Source organism: Arthrobacter sp. Soil782, assembly GCF_001428435.1.
GTDB lineage: Bacteria > Actinomycetota > Actinomycetes > Actinomycetales > Micrococcaceae > Arthrobacter_D > Arthrobacter_D parietis.
Map to the genome: position 1 here is coordinate 1 of NZ_LMSO01000013.1, position 16516 is coordinate 16516.

The window sequence follows — 16516 nt, forward strand, 5'->3', positions numbered from 1 at the left end:
CTCGACGGCATGACGCCGAAACAATACTGGGACACCTGGACGCAGAAAAATCAACTAGCTATCGCATAGCCACTGGACTGCTAACCGGGACCCAATCAGTCTATCACTGCGCAGAGGTAGAGCTTGCCCTCCGCGGTGGGGTGTTCGGTGATGTCCGTGAACCACAGTTCATTCGGTACCGTCGCGGTGAAGTCCCGTTCCACCAGGTCATCATGAACCGGCGGTCCCGGCCTGCGGTTCGGTCCCCGTTTCTTCGAGAACACAGACCAAATGCCGTGATTCCTGCACAAGCGGTGGACCCTGTTCTCACCGGCCGTGACACCCTTCTCCGGGAGTTCATCGGCGATGAACCGATACCCGAACGCAGGATCATCGGCGTGAATATCCAGCGCGGCGTTGACCAGGTGCGCGTCCGACCAGTCCCGGTCCGTCACCGGGCAGGCTCTCCACCGGTAATACCCTTGCTTGCTGAACTCCAACACCCTGCAGGTCACCGCCACGGGAATCCCCTCGGCGGCAAGATCCGTGACCAGCGGGTAAGTCATTTTGGGTTGATGTCCCTCGCCAGATAGGCGGCGGCCCGACGCAGGATCTCCAACAAGCGGTTCCGTTTCTTCAGCTCCCGCATCTCAACCGACTCCGCCGGTGCCGGCCCAGCGCCGGCGTCCTTCCGGTCGGCGATGGCAATCCAACGCTTCAACGTCGTCACCGAGAGCCCGAAATCCTTCGCGATCTGCGACAGCGGGGCCTCGCCCTTCCGGGCCACATCGATAACATCCTGGCGGAACTCCGCCCCATAAGCCGTGGGCATGGTCAACATCCTTCCACGAGCACAAGCTGCTAGGTCAAGGAGTCAACAAAACCGGGGGCAGTCCCGTTCTCGTGGGCAAAAACACTGCGGTGGCCGCGCGCATGCATGTTCTCAACGCAACTAGTGAGTTCTCCAATGCAAGGCAGAGACTAACGACCAGTAATGGCCTGTCACTCCTTCTAGTGGAGTGGCAGACCATCACTAACCGCTGGTTCTGAGTTTAGATACTGGTTCGATCGACCGAATCCCTAAGCGACTTCGCCCTCATCGTCGTGGCCCCAGTTGACCGGTTCGTCCGCGTCCTCGTCGGAGTAGTACAGCGCCGCTTTTGCACGTCGCTCCGCGAGCTGCGTCCAGGCCATCAGCCGCGCCGAAGCTTTGTCGAGAATTGCAACATACTCCCCAAAATCTGCGCCTTCCTGATCGATGAGGAAGCGACCATTCCCGTCCTCAACAGACTCCACCGCTTTAATCCGTACCTCCAGATCCTCGACGTACCCCGCGAGCTCTCGCAATGAATGCCGGTAGATTTCGAGGGGTCCTGCCTCCGGTGAAACTTCATCAATTGAGCCGTCGTAGAACTTATACAGCGTTGACTGCGTGAGTTTCTCGCCGTCCGGGACGAAGACATCCTCAACAACTTCGTGTGGGGATAGAAGTCGCGCAGCACGGCCAGCTCGCGCATCCAGCACCGTCTGGGCCAGCTGTCGCAAGCCATATTTCGATTTGACCATTTTTTCGATGATCTGCTGCGGCTCGGGAGCATATGCATCGTTTGCCAACTTCACCGAGGAACGCTCAAGAAGTGGTTCTGGGAACCCATCTACCAAGGCGTACGTTCCCATCGCTCCCAAGGTGGCTGCCGCTCGTCGGGGAGTAGTATCCGTCCGCGAGAAATCCAATTGAGCGGTATCAATATCGGCGATTGCCTCAGCCAGCAGTGACTCGACGTCCGTGAGCGTACCGGCAGCTTCCTTCAGCGCTCCCGCAGCCAAGACTCGACCCAGAGTGGAGCGCTTACCTCGAAAAACGGCATCGTCCTTGCCCCCCGACGCAATAGCATTGATGCGAAGGGCTGTATCCGCGGCGATCAGCGCGCGCTCCTGCTTTGGAGGTGTTTTTCCCGTCAAGCCGTTGATCGCGCTGTTCACCACTCTCACACGCCCGCCGCCGCCCGACGCCGTCGAGAGGATCGCTTCGCAAGCATAAGTGCAGAGCTGATCAGCATGCACAGGTTCAACATCGCCAAAGACCTCATCGTCTTGAAAGTCGTCGACCCCTCGCTCACCTTTCAGCAGCTCCAGCATCTCCCCGGTTGATAGGTGCGCAGGCTTCGGCAGGGAGTTCGCTGCAGCAACTGCGTCCAGCGCAATATTGGCTTTCAGTGCAAACTGAGTGGTGTCACTGAATTTCAGCGGCGGCTCAAGGTGGATATGTCCGACAAGAGCCCTTCTCACATGATGAAAGTCGAGAGGATCTTTCGAGCTGTCCCCGATCACGCGATAGCCGACGATGACCCTCGCCCTGGGCATGATGCTCGACCGCAGTCGCGCCGCGTTCACACGGCCCTCTTCCGACTCGAGGTCTGCTACGCCGGAATCTCTAGCGTCAATAAGTTCCGCTCGATACTGATTATCAGCTGCGTCCGTCGTTAGCTTCACGAGCACGTCATGGACGTGGATGCCACTGCCTTTGTGGGCACCGACCGTGCGGCTGAATCCGTCGGTCGATTCGAGCACTCCGATCTTCGCGGTATCTTCCAGGCTGAGCCTGGCAATCGAGAGCAGGCCCGGATTTTCGATTCCTCGCAGCGGCACCGAACGAGAATGGGGATTACCAAGCCAAATTTTCGACATATCCCCGGTTAGGGACTGCATGAAGCCAGCGGAGTCCTCAATACGCATGGTCAATACAGGCTGCCCTGCCTGCAGCGACTCGAAACGTACCGCTTGCTTACCCTTCCAAGCCCGTTCGCCCTCGAATCGTATATTCTCGGGTGACGGAAGAATCTTGTGGGTCATCACATCGAACTCAATGAATTGCACCTCGATCCGACCAAATCGTTGCGATCGAGGAACTCTTATCGCCTCCCGAAGCTGCGCCAAATCAGCCGCTGCCCGGGCGACGGTATCGGCATCAAACTGATGGAGCCCGAATTGCTCCACGAGCAACTCGACCGCGTTAGCACGTGCCTTCGCTAGCTGCTTTCTCACGGCCCCGCTGATCAATGCGTGTGGTGTGGGGGGTGTGCTGAGCTCCTCAGCAGCCTTCTCAGCCTCCAGGAGAACGCGGCGAGCAGCTGTGTAATGAGTAGTAGACATAAAAATAACCTTCCTGATCTCGTGCAGAGACGCTGTGCCCCCACAATGGGGACAACCAGAAAGGTTGATCACCCACTAATAACCCGTAGTTACTTGGGCAACTATTAGGCGTTATGGGACCTTCGATACTGCTAGCATTAAGCATTCAAAAAACCGATGGTGCTCGATATCGGATCGATTTCCATATGGTTAAGATCAAAGCAAAACCGTAGTCTGCGTGACAGGACTCGAGGTCGTTGAAGTACTATGACAGACCCCATCAAGCCTGTCAAGTACGACCCTATACAGCCACTTGAAGGATGCAGATGAACGACCCGGGTAATGGATCAGATGGGTCAGTAGCCCCTTACCGGAAGACCGATCCCTCTGTCGTCATTACGCTTACCAAGACAATGATCGACAAAATGACGATCGACGCTTCCGCTCGCCTTCGGGCCTTTTTCTCAGAAAATGGAATACATGATTACTTTGAGCAACCGCAAGGGCCAGAGTTCAAGCGGGTGGTCCCGATTCAGCTTGTATCGGATGACTTGATTATGCAGTCAGAAATTGCATTCTACCGGCCGCGGTCCGGTAAGGGTGACCCCCGAATGAGAATCTCATCTCTTCACAAGGTCAGCGAACCCGGGGATAAACTCGAAGTTTCCGTGAATGGTGCCGCCCTGACTGCAACCAACATCTCGCGACATCCTTCTAGCCATGCATTGGTAGATGATTACCCCATTGTCAGCGAAGAGTCTCGTAGCGGTCTCCAGCAGCTTTTGAGCGTTCTTGAGACGGCCGCCACGAAAGGGTACATCCGATGTAACTCCAGCTCTAGCAATGCGGTCGGCAATCTCCTGGAATCGCTCGTGGGCATACGCACGAATTCGTCGCGCCAGCCTGACTATTTCGGAATTGAGCTTAAGACTCGACGAGCGACTTCTGGTGGTCGTCATACCATTCTTGCCAAGGCAGCAAGCTGGTCCGACAGCCCAATAAAGTCAACTGCAGCGTTTCTCGATGTGTACGGATATTACAGAGCGAGTAAGTTGGAGCTCAATTGTGAGGTACGCGCAACGCCCAACAGCTTGGGCCTCTGGCTCACGGTGAGTGAGGACGGCTCATTTCTTGAGGAGTGCTCAAATCACCCGATATACCCAGTGGCGCTGCGGTGGAAAATACGTGACATTGAGGAGGCTATAGCGTCAAAACACGAATTCACGTTATGGGTAACGGCCGAAACCAGAGTGCGAAACGGAGTTGAGGAGGCTCGATTTACAGAGGCGATTCTTACCCGCCGACCGAACACCCATCTTGTAGCCAGTCTCTTCACCGAGGGCCATATGAGTATTGACCACCTAGCTTCCCAAGAGTTCCCTGCTCCCGCTAAGGAACGGGGGCCACTGCTCAAGATAGACGACAGTCATTTTGAAAACTTGTTTCCCATTGTGGGAAGTTATCGCTTTGCAGCCGCTTGATCACACAATGATTTAGGCATCCTACGGGACATTGACAGCACTTCGGAGATCCGAGTGCCGACAGCATAAGCCAGCCATGGGGATACTGCGTTTCCTACCTGCGAGTATTGCGGGACTTCCAGTCGCCGCCTGAGGGCTCCGGTGGTTTCCTTGCCGAGAAATGTGAAGGCATCAGGGAACCCTTGGAGGCGAGCTAGTTCTCTAACAGTAAGGACGCGGGCTTCGGACGGATGCACGTAGTCATCCGGCAGTGTCACAACCGTACGCGCCGGCTCATCCCAACGAAGAACTCGCTGAGAATGCTTCTTCGTTCGGAGCCGGTTGAGTAAGCTCAATAAATCGTCTTCCGTAGCGGCCACGACATTACCAGACGGCGTTTTGATGGGGTAAAGCGACGGGTGGACTGCCGCCTGCACCACTTGCCGCGCTCCGGACGGATCCGCTGAGGAATATCGATGGATTACACGGTTATCAACTCCATGACTGGCGAAACTCTGATATATCGCGAAACGCTCGATTGTGGACACGCGATGCTTTCGAAGAACATGATTCGCTTTTTCCGTCGACGAAACCGGTTTGAGTCCCCACCTCGTGGCGTCGGTCATTTCCTCGAGATACGTCTGCGGCCCATCGCTATTGTGAACTTCCGCATCCTGAAGGTCCCAAATAGCATCCCTAACTGTCCGTCTCTCCTCAAAAGAAACAGTCGGTCGAGGTACGAGGTCAGGAATCTCGGTCAGGGGCAAAAATGCCGAGTTCCATGTATCGCTGCTCACTGTCAACCCCAGATCGCTGGCGATGTCGTTTCGCATAGCTATCAACATGAGACGGGGACGATGTTGCGGTGCGCCATAATGCATTGCGTTGACGTTGACCTTCTGTACCAGATAGCCAGGTGGAGTTGCTTCCAATGCTGTACAGAGATCGTTGAAGGGTGACGAGTCGGAGTTAGGGAATTTCCGGTCCATCCCAACGACGTTTTCGATCACAACCGCGGCGGGCGCTGTTTGCTGGATGAAATCTAAATACTGCCAGGGAAGCTCGTTGCGGGTGTCATTGGGGTTGCGGCGTCCCGCCAACGAAAATCCCTGACACGGTGGACCGCCAACGACTAAATCTAGCTCCCTGTCCTTGAGATCTGACATGAGATTTTCATCCTCCAGCACAACCGCCAGCTCGTTGACAACGAGCCCGTGCTGGCTCTGGTAGTTCAGCGGCTTACTAAGGTAATCGTCCCAACCACGAGGATCCTCAGCATCGAAGATCAAGTTATGAGCGAACGTCCTCGCAGCCATCTCCGACTTTTCCACGGCCATCTCAAGTCGGCCTCCCGCTCGTTCGATCCCCAGGGAGAGGCCGCCGCAGCCAGAGAATAGGTCCACATATCGCATCACGGATCTATTCTGCCGTAGGGTTCCGACATTCCGGAGTCGGGCGCACTAGCGGGTCTGATACTTAGCTCCGATTGGTTGCCGCGGATACGATGCCTTCCATGCGGAGAGCAGGATGACATCTGAACAGCGGCGAAGGCTGATGTCGAGTATCCGGAGCAAGGACACAAAGCCCGAGATGCTCGTACGTCAGCGCGCTCATGCTTTGGGATACCGGTTCAGGTTGCACGGCAAGTACGGTGCAAGTTCGCTGCCTGGCAAACCGGATCTCGTTTTTGCCGCACGCCGCAAGGCCATTTTTGTGAACGGGTGCTTCTGGCATTGGCATGACTGCCCGATAGGTTCCCGTGAGCCCAAGACCAACGCTGAGTTTTGGAGGGCGAAGCGTCGTGCAACCATCGAGCGAGATGCCAGAGCAATAGATCACCTTCAGCTCGAAGGGTGGTCTTCGCTCACAGTCTGGGAGTGCCAGCTTGTAAATAAGCGCCAACTCGACGAGCTGCTCATCGAGTTTCTGGGGCCTCGGTCTAGCGCAGGATGATGTGCCCAACAAAAGTCGGTGCCTTTAGACTCAGTTGCCATCTACATGGAGATCGCTCAGCCCTCGGCCCAGCGCTCCGTCAGCCGCTGACAATCCTGAGCAGCACATTCGCCATTTCCTTCCGGAACCAAATGCGGTGCTTTGTGCCACCAGCAACTCCACCGAGTTCGCATGCCACACGCACAGCCTCGACCCTCTCGTCCCGAAGGGGTGACTTCCACCCACATGGCCTAACCCAACCTAATAAGATTTGCGCATGGCGATAATACGAAGTTTGGAACCTGGCTCATCAAACGTTCGCGAGAACCGAACAGAAGTCGATGCTACTTTCCAAGTGATTGAGTCCGCTCAACAAGGGAAGTTACTGCACATCGCTACATACGGTTCGGACTCTCGGAAGAGTGAGCCGAAAGTCAGTCAGGTGTTACAACTCAACAAGGCAATGGCGCTGCAGCTCAGTGAAATCATCAGGAGAACCTTCGAGTAGCGCGACTTTCACCGTTAGCGGTGACATATAACGCGGTACTTCTCCCGAGGCTTCACATTCATTACATGAATGCTCGCGCCGCCGGTGCTGGGAATCAGCCCCGAGTGGGTTCCGGCGCGGAAGCCCCGAGCTACACAGCACAACGGGTGGAGGACAACTACGACGGCGCGGCGCTGAACGCTGACGAGACCGTCCAAATCGATGCCCGAAGGAGACAAGACGGGGACCGTCCGCTGAAACTTCGAGCCCGAAGCCAACAGCCAGTAGTGGGCGATCGACTCGGTGTCAGAGCGTGAGGTACTGCCGGCTACGGCGCCGCACGCGAGCAGCGCCTGAGTGGTCAGCGACATTCAGGGCCAGACGGGCGACGTCGCCCACGCCTTCACCGTCCTCTCCGTCGCACTGAAGCGCAGTGGATGACATTTACGCGGTTACGGACAAGCCGCACCGATCCTGCCGGATACCGTCGCCGCTGCGATCGGTAACCACGAGAGCAACGCTAACGAGTCGTTCTAGAGCTGCGCGACCGGTTTCTGGCCTTCGCCGAGCTCGACGCCTCGTGTGCTCGGGTTTAAAGGACTTGAACAATCCGTAGTCACCCGCTGCGTCGACGGCTTCAAGGAAATGGACCGTGCCCGGAAGCATCTCTATGTCGGGCTGTCCCGGGCGCGGAGCCTCTTGGTCGTCGTCGGTGACTCCGCCCTACTCGCCGAGGCCGGCGGCAAGGAACTAAAACTGGCGCTGACGCGCAGCGAAGATTGGATCCTGAGTCCTAAGCCGTCACTGGCGAGTTTGAGGCTTCAGCCCGCTCCCCCACGCGACTCCGTGCTGAGCTCCACGAGTCCAATACCGCCCGCACGTCCGCACGCCGCTCCGACGCTACCGCGGCCCGGTACGCGTCCTCCACCACGTCGTCGATCAACACCCGCTGCCCCGTCGACGCTGACTGCACCGCCGCCTCCACCATCGTCAGGCTCAGCACGTTCGAGTGCACCTCCCCCGAAGGCACCTCCCGGGACCGCAACGCCGCCACAAACTCCGCCAACGCCCCGGCGATCTCCTCCTCGTGCGACACCGGCGGAACCGAAGCTGCACCGGACACCAGCTCAGCAACGGGAGTACCCGAACCGTCCCACGCTGCCGTACCCCCGGCCCCGTTCACCCGCCAGGACCCGTTCCACGACGTCTCCAACCCGTCCGCACACCAGCTGCCCGTATACACGTATCGGGTGCCACCGCTCATCTGGAACACAGCGGTGGCGGCAGCAGCGCCGTCGTACCAGCTCCACGACGGATTGAACTCCTCGCAATACACCGACACCGGATCCTGATCCAGCAGGAACCGCACCGCATCGAACTGGTGGATTGCCATGTCCACCAGCAGCACATGCGCCATCTCCTCCCGGAACCCACCAAAGTGCGGGGCCTTGAAGAACTCGGTCGTCACTACACCAATGTCGCCCAACTCAGCAGTGAGCGCCTTCAACTGCGTCAGCCCCTGGAAATACCGACGCGACTGGCTGATCATCAACAGCTGCCCGCTCACCTCCGCCGCAGCCGCCAACGACAGCCCCTCCGCCACCGTCGGCGCCACCGGCTTCTCACACAGCACCGGCAACCCGGCGAACATCGCCTCCACATTCACCGGATGATGCGCCGCCGGCACCGTCACATTCACGACGGCATGCGCATCGGTCGCCGCCGCCACCTCCGACACCGAGGTGCCCAAAGCAACGTCCCGCAGCCCGAACTCCTCGACCGCGGCCTGCGCGGCACCCAGGTTGAGGTCCACGAGACCGACCAGCTCGACGTCGTCGTTCGCTTGCAAAGTCCTGATCCAGGCCTTGCCCATCCCGCCGGCACCGACCTGCACCACCCGCAGCCGGCCGGCGGTCTCCACGGTCTTGAAGGTGATCAATTGCTCATCGCTCCCTGGTAGCCATGACCGGTGTAGAAGTCCTCGGTCTCGTAGCGCAGCAGCACCGGGTCGGTGCGCTCGGGCCGCAGGGTCTTGGCCCACTCGACGCCGTTGGCGATCACGCGGCGCACGTCCTTGTGGTGGTAGACCGGGTAGTCCTGGTCGCCCGGGCTGAAGAAGAAGATCTTCCCGAAACCGCGCTTGAAGGTGCAGCCGCTGCGGAACACCTCGCCGCCGCTGAAGGTGCTGAGGAAGATCAGCTCGTCCGGCGCGGGAATGTCGAAGAACTCCCCGTACATCTCCTGCTCGGGAATGATGAACGGGTGCGGCACGCCCTGCGCAATAGGGTGCGCCGGGTTCACGGTCCACACGATCTCGCGGTCACGCTCGGACCGCCACCGCAGCGTGCACGACGTGCCCATCAGCTTCCCGAAAATCTTCGACCAGTGGCCCGAGTGCAACACCAGCAGCCCCATGCCCGCCAGCACGTGCCGGTGGACGCGCTCGACAACTTCGTCCGCCACCTCCCCATGCGCGGCATGCCCCCACCACACCAGCACGTCGGTGTTCTCCAGGACGTCCTCGGTGAGGCCGTGTTCGGGATCGTCGAGGGTGGCGGTGGTGACAACAGCCCGCGCGCCGAGGTTCTCCTCGATGCCCTCGCGGATGGTGTTGTGCATGCCGTCGGGGTAGATGGCGCGGACTTCGGGCTGTTCCTGCTCGTGGCGGTTCTCGCCCCAGACGAGGACGCGCACGGTGTCAGAACTGGTGGTCATGGTTTTCTCACTTTCAGTTAGCAGCGTTCACTTGACGGCCCCGCCGGTGGCACCGGCCGCAACGTATTTCTGGGCCAGGATCAACAGCGCGATCGCCGGCAGGGAGGACAGGACGGCGGTAGCCATGACGGCACTCCAGTTGGACACCTGCGTGCCCAGGTACTGGTAGATGCCCAGGGTCACCGGCCGCACCTCATCGGTGGTGGTGAGGGTCAGCGCGAACAGGAAGTCGCTCCAGGAGAACAGGAACGCGAACAGGCCCGCGGTGATCAGCGAGTTCCGGCTGATCGGCAGCACAATCGAGACGAACGCACGGACCAGCCCGGCGCCGTCGACCCTCGCGGCCTCCACGATCGACGTTGGAATGCCGATCATGAACGCCCGCATGATGAGGATGACGAACGGGATGGCATGCGTGGCGTCGGCGAGGATCAGGCCGGGGATGCTGTTGAGCAGCCCGAGATCGTTGTACGCCGCGTACAGCGCATTCGCGATCACGATGCCCGGAATCATCTGCGAGATCAGAATCGCCAGCAGCGCGATGTTCACCCAGCGGAACCGGAACTGCGCCAGCGCATAAGCCGCCGGTGCCGCCACGAGCAGGCTGAACACCACCGTCCCCAGCGAAACGATCAGGCTCGTGACGAGGTTCGGTCCCTGCTCGGCGATCGCCCGGGCGTACCCGTCGAAGCTCGGATTCAGCGGGAAGAAGCTGGCGGTCAGCGTGTTGCCGGAGGGCTGCAGCGAGGCGTTCACCATCCAGTAGACGGGGAACAACATCACGGCCAGGAACAGGATCCCCAGCGCGGTATACCCGGCGGAACGGGTGCGTTCCTTGCCTGCGTTGCGCTGTGCCGGAACGGGTACGACGGCGGCGTCTACAGTGGTCACGGTTGTCCCCTTACTCGTCGACTGCGCGCCGGTTGGCACGGAGGTAGATGACGGCGAACACCAGCGAGATCAGGATCAGGATGTTGCTGAACGCGGCACCCACCCCGAACTCGAAGTTGATGAACGACTCCTGGTACGACCGGATGGACAGCGTCTGCGTGGCATTCGCAGGCCCGCCGTTGGTCAGGCCCAGGATGATGTCCAGCACCTTGATGGTGTAGACGACGCCGAGCACCAGCACCACGCTGATCACCGGCTTCAGGTTGGGCAGCGTGATGTGCCGGAACGCCTTCCACCCGGTGGCGCCGTCCAGCGCGCCCGCCTCGTACAGCTCATCCGGGATGTCCTGCAGACCCCCATAGAGGATGGTCACGTTGAATGGAATGCCCACCCAGATATTCACCAGGACGACGGCGATAAGCGCCACCGCCGGGCTGGTCAGCCACGGCACTGGTTCAATCCCGAAGGTGCCGAGGAACTGATTGAGGATGCCGGAATCCTGCTCGAGGATTGAGCGCCAGGTGGCGCTGGAAACAATGAGCGGGAGCAGCCATGGGAGCAGGAGCATCGAGCGCAGGAAGTTGCTCAACGGGAAGCGCCGCTTGAAGAAGCATGCGAGCGCCAGACCGATGATGAACTGCCCGGCGATGGACCCGATCGTGAAGAGCGCGGTGTTGGTCATCGACGGCCAGAACAGGTTGCTGCTCAGCACCGCCTGGTAGTTCGCGAACCCCACCCACGGCGCTTCTCCGGTGAAGAAGGTCTTGGTGGTGTAGTCCTGCAGGCTCATGGTGATGTTCTTGACCACCGGGTAGCCGAAGAACAGCACCAGGTACAAGGCGGCCGGCGCCACGAACAGGAGGCGGGTGACGTTCTCGCGGGAGAACCGGCGTCGTGCGCGGACGGGAGGCGGGGCCTCCGCGGCGGAGGCGGCCGCCGTCGTCGTAAGTTCCGTCTGTGTCATCGAACGTGACCTTTCCGGCGTCGTGCTGAGTACTCGCTGCACATCGTGTCCGCCTGCGCTATCCCGCGGAGGCCTGCTCGAAGGCCTCGGCGGGCTCAGCCTTACCGGTCAGCGCGAGCTGGATGGCGGTGTAGATGGTGGTGGCGGCTTCGGGCCACTCCTCGCCGAGCTGTCCCGTGCGCGAGCGGGCGTTGGCCACCTGCTCGGTGAAGGACTCCATCTCCGGGACGTTGGCGACGAACTCCTCGGCGAGCGCGGTTTTGGTGGGGACGGTGTAGCGCGCTTCGGCGAGCGCGAGCTGGTTCTCGTCGTTGCTCATGCACTCGACGAATTCGGCGGCCTTGGCCTGCTTGGCGTCGTCGCCGGTGACCGGGACGGTCCATACTTCGCCGCCGAGCGGGGCGATGGAGGTCTGGCCGTCCTCGTTGACCGGGATCTGCACGGAGGCGAACTGCACGTCCGGGTTCTCCTGCAGGGCCGGGATCTGCCAGGGGCCGTTGACCATCATGGCGGCCTTGCCCGCGACGAACTGGTCCTTCACGTCGGCCTGGGACCAGTTGATGACGGCCTCGGAGGCGGAGCCGCTGCTGACGAGGTCCTTCCAGAGTGCGAGTGCCTCGGCGACCTCGGGGCTGGTGAGGTCGGTTTCCTCGCCGCCGTTGGACCACATGAACGGCAGGAACTGCCAGCTGCCCTCGTATGTGGCGATCGCGGAGAACGCGATGCCGTACTGGTCACCTTCCGTCAGTTGCTCCGCGGCGGCCTTGAGCTCGTCCCAGGTCTGCGGCGGTTCGACGCCGGCCGCCTCCAGCAGCTCGGGGTTGTAGAAGATGCCGAGGGTGTTGGCGGTCGGTGCGAGCCCGTAGACCTCGCCCTCGTACGTGGCAGCTTCCAGCATGCCCTGCGCGAAACCGGACGTGTCGACGTCGTACTGGCTCAGCGGCGACAGGCCGCCGGTGGCGGCGATCTCCTGGACGTCGGGGTTGTCGAGCATGAGGACGTCGGGCAGGGTCTTGGAGGATGCGCGCTGCAGGACCTTCTGGATGAGGTCCTTGCCGGGGACGGTCTCGCGTTCGATGGTGACGCTGAGCTCGGTGGCGCAGCGGTCGATGGCTTCCTGGACGAGCGTCTTGTCAGGCTCGTTGTTGTAGTAGTCGACGACGGTGAGGGTGTCAACGTCGCCGCTTGCGGTCGCACTGCCGCCTCCTCCACCGCAGGCGGTGAGGGCGAATGGTGCGATGGCGGTCATGGCTGCCAGGGTGGTCAGTTTCCGGTTTTTCATGGGGGGCTCCTTTGCCTATGTCGGGGCGGAAAGTAAAGCGCTTTACTGAACGACTCCAATCGAGTGTGGTGGGTCACAGCCAGACTTGTCAATAGAAAATTTAAACGCTTTACTGAAGGAGTTCTTGCGGGTTCTTTTTCGAACGCCCGTGTTGTTTCGCTGACTCGAAGGGCGGTTCCCGTGGCCACCATGCAGGACGTTGCACGGCACGCCAACGTGTCCATCGCGACGGTGTCCTTCACGATCAACAACACCAAGCCGGTCTCCCCCGCGACGCGGGCCAAGGTCGAGGCGGCGATGCAGGAGCTCGGGTTCCGGCGCAACGTCGTCGGGCGCGCGCTGGCGAGCAAGCGGACCCGGATCATCGCGCTGCTGTTCCCGGCACTGCAGCACTCGTTCAGCGGAACCGTGGTGCACTTCTTCACCAGCGCAGCGGCGGCGGCCCGGGAGCTCGGCTACAACCTGGTGCTGTGGCCCATCAGCAACGACGCCGGCCAGACCACTGAGCTGACCTCAAGCGGACTGGTGGACGGCGTGATCCTGATGGAGGTCCAGTTCGATGATCCGCGTGTTGCGGAGCTGGAGAAGTCCGGGACGCCGTTCGCGTTGATTGGCCGTACCCGTGATCCGAGTGCGTTGACCTACGTCGACATCAATTTCGAGGAGACCCTGGTGGCTGCGGTCCAGCACCTCACCGAGCTGGGACACTCCCGGATTGTGTTGCTGGACGACGCCGTGGGCAGCCGCGATCTCGAGGGTTTCGGCCCGGTGGGCCGGTCGCGGGACAGCTACGAAGGCGAGATGATGCGCCAGGGGCTTGAGCCGGCGTCGTTCACGTGCGAGGCGACTCCTGGAGCGGGGAAGGCTGCGGCGGCAGAGCTGCTGCGCGATTTCCCGGACGCCACCGGAGTCATCATCCAGAACGAGCTCGCCGCTACAGGGTTTGTCAGCGGTCTGCGGCATGCCGGGATTGAGATTCCCCGGGACCTCTCGGTGCTGTCAGTGGGATCATCGGTGGAGATGGCGGCGATGGCCGATCCGGAGCTGACGGTCATGTCCTCCCCCAGTATCGAGCTGGGCCGGATGGGTGTGGAGGCGTTGATCGATCAGTTGGAAGGCCGGGCGTCGGAGCTGCGACAGGAACTGGTGATGTGCACGCTCGAGGGCGGGGAGTCGACGGGACCAGCGGCGACACCTGCTCACTAGCGGCCTCGATCAACGGAGGTGCCGCCGGCCTACAGGCGCGGCGGGACTCCAGGATCTCAGTAGAATTACTTCTTCGACTGGGAAAACTTTGCACCAAAGGAAGTCTCACCATGCGCTCGCTGCGCTCCCCCTTGCTTATTGCCACCACCCTCGCGCTCGTCACCGGCTGTGCCGGCGGACAGCCGGCCGACCCAGGGACCCCTCCTTCCCCGAAACCAACGACGACGACGGCCGCACCCAGCTCACCAGCGGCCGCCGGCACAGCGGGTCTCACCGCGGTTCCGTTCGACGACGCACCGCGCGAACTGACCGAACTCGAAGAATCATTGATGGTCGAGCCCGGACCCAACGCCGAATTGGGCACGGTGGAAGACGTCCTCGCCACTGCGCGGGAAAGCGATCCGCAGACCGCGGACGACTGGAGCAGCGCGATCCTCGCACTCATCCACGGCGACTACGCCGAAAACGTCAAGACCGTCGTCAGGTTTGACCCGGGCACCGGCGAGCGCGGCGACGAACCCACCGCCAACGGAACTGCACCGGCGGAGGAGCCGAGCGTCGGGAACAACCACTTCGCCTTGGTGCTCGATGCCAGCAATTCAATGGCTGAAAGCTCCGGAGAGGGCAGCCGTATGGAGGCTGCCAAGGCCTCACTGCTCGCATTCACCGAGGAACTCCCCGAAGACAGCACCGTGAGCCTGCGCGTCTACGGCCATGCCGGCGACGCCTCGGAAGCCGGCAAAGCCGAGTCCTGCGCAACCACCGAGGTGATCTACTCCGGCGCATCGGACGACGCCGGGCTGGAAGAAACCCTCGCCTCCGTCCAGCCGACCGGTTACACCCCGCTTGCACAGGGCATCAGCGATGCCGCGTCCGACTTCCCCGACAACACGACGGACGGCATCGTCTATGTGGTGACTGACGGCGTCGAAACCTGCGGCGGGAACCCCGTCGAGGCAGCCAAGCAGTTGAGCAACTCCGGCATCGAGCCGGTGGTGAATGTCATCGGCTTCCAGGCCGGAGACACCGACCAGGCAGCACTCGCTGCCATTGCCGCAGCCGGCGGCGGGAAGTACACCCAGGCCAACTCACCGGCGGACCTTGACGCCTACTGGAAGGAGCAGAACCGGGCGATGCTCCGCGCCTGGAACGAGTGGCGCAGCACCGAGCTGGCGGCAATCGGCGAGGCCAGCAGTGACATCAAGCGGACCGTCAATGAAGTGAGCAGTGAGCTGAAACGCACAGCCAATGACGAGGCCGAGCGCGGCAAGCGGGTGGCCAACCTCCTTCGCGAAGAAATCGACGACGACGTCCGCAGTGAGATCTGGGACTTCTTCGACCAGCGGCGCAGCACCATCTGGAACTGGGCCGAGGAAACGCGGGCGGAAAACTGGGAAGCGGCGGAAAGCGAACGGTCCCAGAACTGGGAGGCCGTGTACAACCGGGCACAGTCCAAGTGGACCGAGCACTACGAGCGGCTGCAGGGCAACTGACCAGGTAAGGCTTGCGCGCCGCGGTGGCGCCCCGCCGTCGTCGTTCGGTGACGAAGATCCCCTGGCGTGACGTCGAAGAAGGGAGAGCTGCTACCCTGCAAGGTCTTTTGCCAGGGCCCGCTTGTCTCGAACAAGGACTGTCTGGCTTTCTCTCCTGAGGTCGAACAACCCAATGGCATCGATCAACTCGCTCAACTTCTGGTAGCCGTAGTTACGGGAGTCCAGCGACGCTTGGTTTCCTATCTGGCTTCCCACCGCTGACAGATTTGCCCAGCCGTCATCACCGCTTGCAGCTTCTACAGCATTGCGCATGAGGAGTACCAGGCGAGTATCTCCGCGCAGTTTCTTCGGGTCAGCGCGTTCTTCCAGGGAAGTATCGGCGCTGACGGGCGATTGACCCAGCCCCTCCACATAGGTGAATAGGGAACAAGCGTTGACAAAAGGATCAGGAGTTTTTCTCTCCCCGAACCCGTAGACCTTTAGACCATCCGCCAATATCCGCATGACTAGTGGGGTGAAATCGGCGTCGCTGGAGACAAGGGCGAACGCATCCACTGAGCCGCCACTGAGCAGGTCCATGGCATCAATCACCATCGCCATATCAGCCGCGTTCTTGCCGGTGCTGTATGCAAACTGCTGCATCGGCCGTATCGCGTACGGGTGAAGGGCTGCTTCCCATTGCTGCAAATAGGGGCTTTTCCAGTCGCCATACGCTCGCCGTACATTGGCAACCCCGTGTCGGGCAACTTCGGCAAGGACCACATCAATCTTCGAGGCTGGCGCGTTGTCGGCATCTATGAGCAAGGCTATGCGCTTCTCTTCAGGCTTCACCTGTTGAGCATGCAGGCAGACTCAGGTGCGGTCAACTCACCCGGCACTTCGACCACGTGTCGCTCAACCGTGCGTCTGGAACTGACCTGCCGCCGCCGTCGTCGTTCGCTAACTCACCCCAAACAGGAAAGGGCGGCACCGCTT

The 16516-nt window shown here is 60.8% G+C and carries 12 protein-coding genes and 1 pseudogene; 4 read left to right on the top strand and 9 right to left on the bottom strand.

Annotation, left to right across the window (positions count from 1 at the left end; all coding sequences use genetic code 11):
• Positions 1-98: 98 nt before the first annotated feature.
• Positions 99-811, bottom strand: a pseudogene (locus ASH00_RS16535) (IS3 family transposase); the annotation flags it as partial.
• Positions 812-1059: 248 nt separating this feature from the next.
• On the bottom strand, positions 1060-3132 hold the full coding sequence (locus ASH00_RS15800; RefSeq protein ID WP_056550347.1) for a hypothetical protein: 2073 nt from the start codon (positions 3130-3132) through the stop codon (positions 1060-1062).
• A gap of 305 nt (positions 3133-3437) precedes the next feature.
• Between ASH00_RS15800 and ASH00_RS15805 the strand changes: the two genes are divergently transcribed.
• Entirely contained in the window at positions 3438-4592 is a 1155-nt protein-coding gene (locus tag ASH00_RS15805; protein WP_056550348.1) for an MvaI/BcnI family restriction endonuclease, read from the top strand.
• On the opposite strand, the gene ASH00_RS15810 is transcribed toward ASH00_RS15805, so the two are convergent.
• A complete protein-coding gene (locus tag ASH00_RS15810; protein ID WP_056550350.1) occupies positions 4571-5983 on the bottom strand; it encodes a DNA cytosine methyltransferase in 1413 nt (470 codons plus the stop codon). The genes ASH00_RS15805 and ASH00_RS15810 overlap by 22 nt on opposite strands.
• A gap of 115 nt (positions 5984-6098) precedes the next feature.
• On the opposite strand from ASH00_RS15810, the gene ASH00_RS15815 reads away from it, so the two are divergent.
• Positions 6099-6524 (top strand): very short patch repair endonuclease, encoded by a 426-nt coding sequence (locus ASH00_RS15815; protein ID WP_056550351.1) that lies wholly within the window; start codon positions 6099-6101, stop codon positions 6522-6524.
• Positions 6525-7783: 1259 nt separating this feature from the next.
• Here the strand turns inward: ASH00_RS15815 and ASH00_RS15830 are convergent.
• The 5 genes from ASH00_RS15830 to ASH00_RS15850 form a co-directional block, all read right to left on the bottom strand.
• Entirely contained in the window at positions 7784-8929 is a 1146-nt protein-coding gene (locus ASH00_RS15830) for a Gfo/Idh/MocA family protein (protein WP_056550356.1), read from the bottom strand.
• On the bottom strand, positions 8926-9705 hold the full coding sequence (locus ASH00_RS15835; protein ID WP_056550358.1) for a ThuA domain-containing protein: 780 nt from the start codon (positions 9703-9705) through the stop codon (positions 8926-8928). Before ASH00_RS15835 ends, ASH00_RS15830 begins: the two co-directional genes overlap by 4 nt.
• 27 nt (positions 9706-9732) lie before the next feature.
• Complete coding sequence (locus ASH00_RS15840; protein ID WP_235563354.1) at positions 9733-10485, bottom strand: carbohydrate ABC transporter permease; 753 nt, start codon at positions 10483-10485, stop codon at positions 9733-9735.
• A 121-nt stretch (positions 10486-10606) separates the two neighbouring features.
• Positions 10607-11560, bottom strand: coding sequence for a carbohydrate ABC transporter permease (locus ASH00_RS15845; RefSeq protein ID WP_056550361.1), 954 nt, complete (start codon positions 11558-11560; stop codon positions 10607-10609).
• Positions 11561-11618: 58 nt separating this feature from the next.
• Positions 11619-12842 carry a sugar ABC transporter substrate-binding protein gene (locus ASH00_RS15850; RefSeq protein WP_056550363.1) on the bottom strand — a complete coding sequence of 408 codons (1224 nt, stop codon included), beginning with the start codon at positions 12840-12842 and terminating at the stop codon, positions 11619-11621.
• Between the two features lie 189 nt (positions 12843-13031).
• Here ASH00_RS15850 and ASH00_RS15855 point away from each other — a divergent pair, with 189 nt between their 5' ends.
• Both ASH00_RS15855 and ASH00_RS15860 read left to right on the top strand, forming a co-directional pair.
• Positions 13032-14048 (top strand): LacI family DNA-binding transcriptional regulator, encoded by a 1017-nt coding sequence (locus ASH00_RS15855; RefSeq protein ID WP_235563355.1) that lies wholly within the window; start codon positions 13032-13034, stop codon positions 14046-14048.
• Between the two features lie 110 nt (positions 14049-14158).
• Positions 14159-15541, top strand: a complete 1383-nt coding sequence (locus tag ASH00_RS15860) for a VWA domain-containing protein (RefSeq protein WP_056550367.1) — start codon at positions 14159-14161, stop codon at positions 15539-15541.
• 90 nt (positions 15542-15631) lie between these two features.
• Here the strand turns inward: ASH00_RS15860 and ASH00_RS15865 are convergent, their stop codons facing one another.
• Positions 15632-16372, bottom strand: a complete 741-nt coding sequence (locus ASH00_RS15865) for an NYN domain-containing protein (RefSeq protein WP_056550374.1) — start codon at positions 16370-16372, stop codon at positions 15632-15634.
• Positions 16373-16516: the final 144 nt, after the last annotated feature.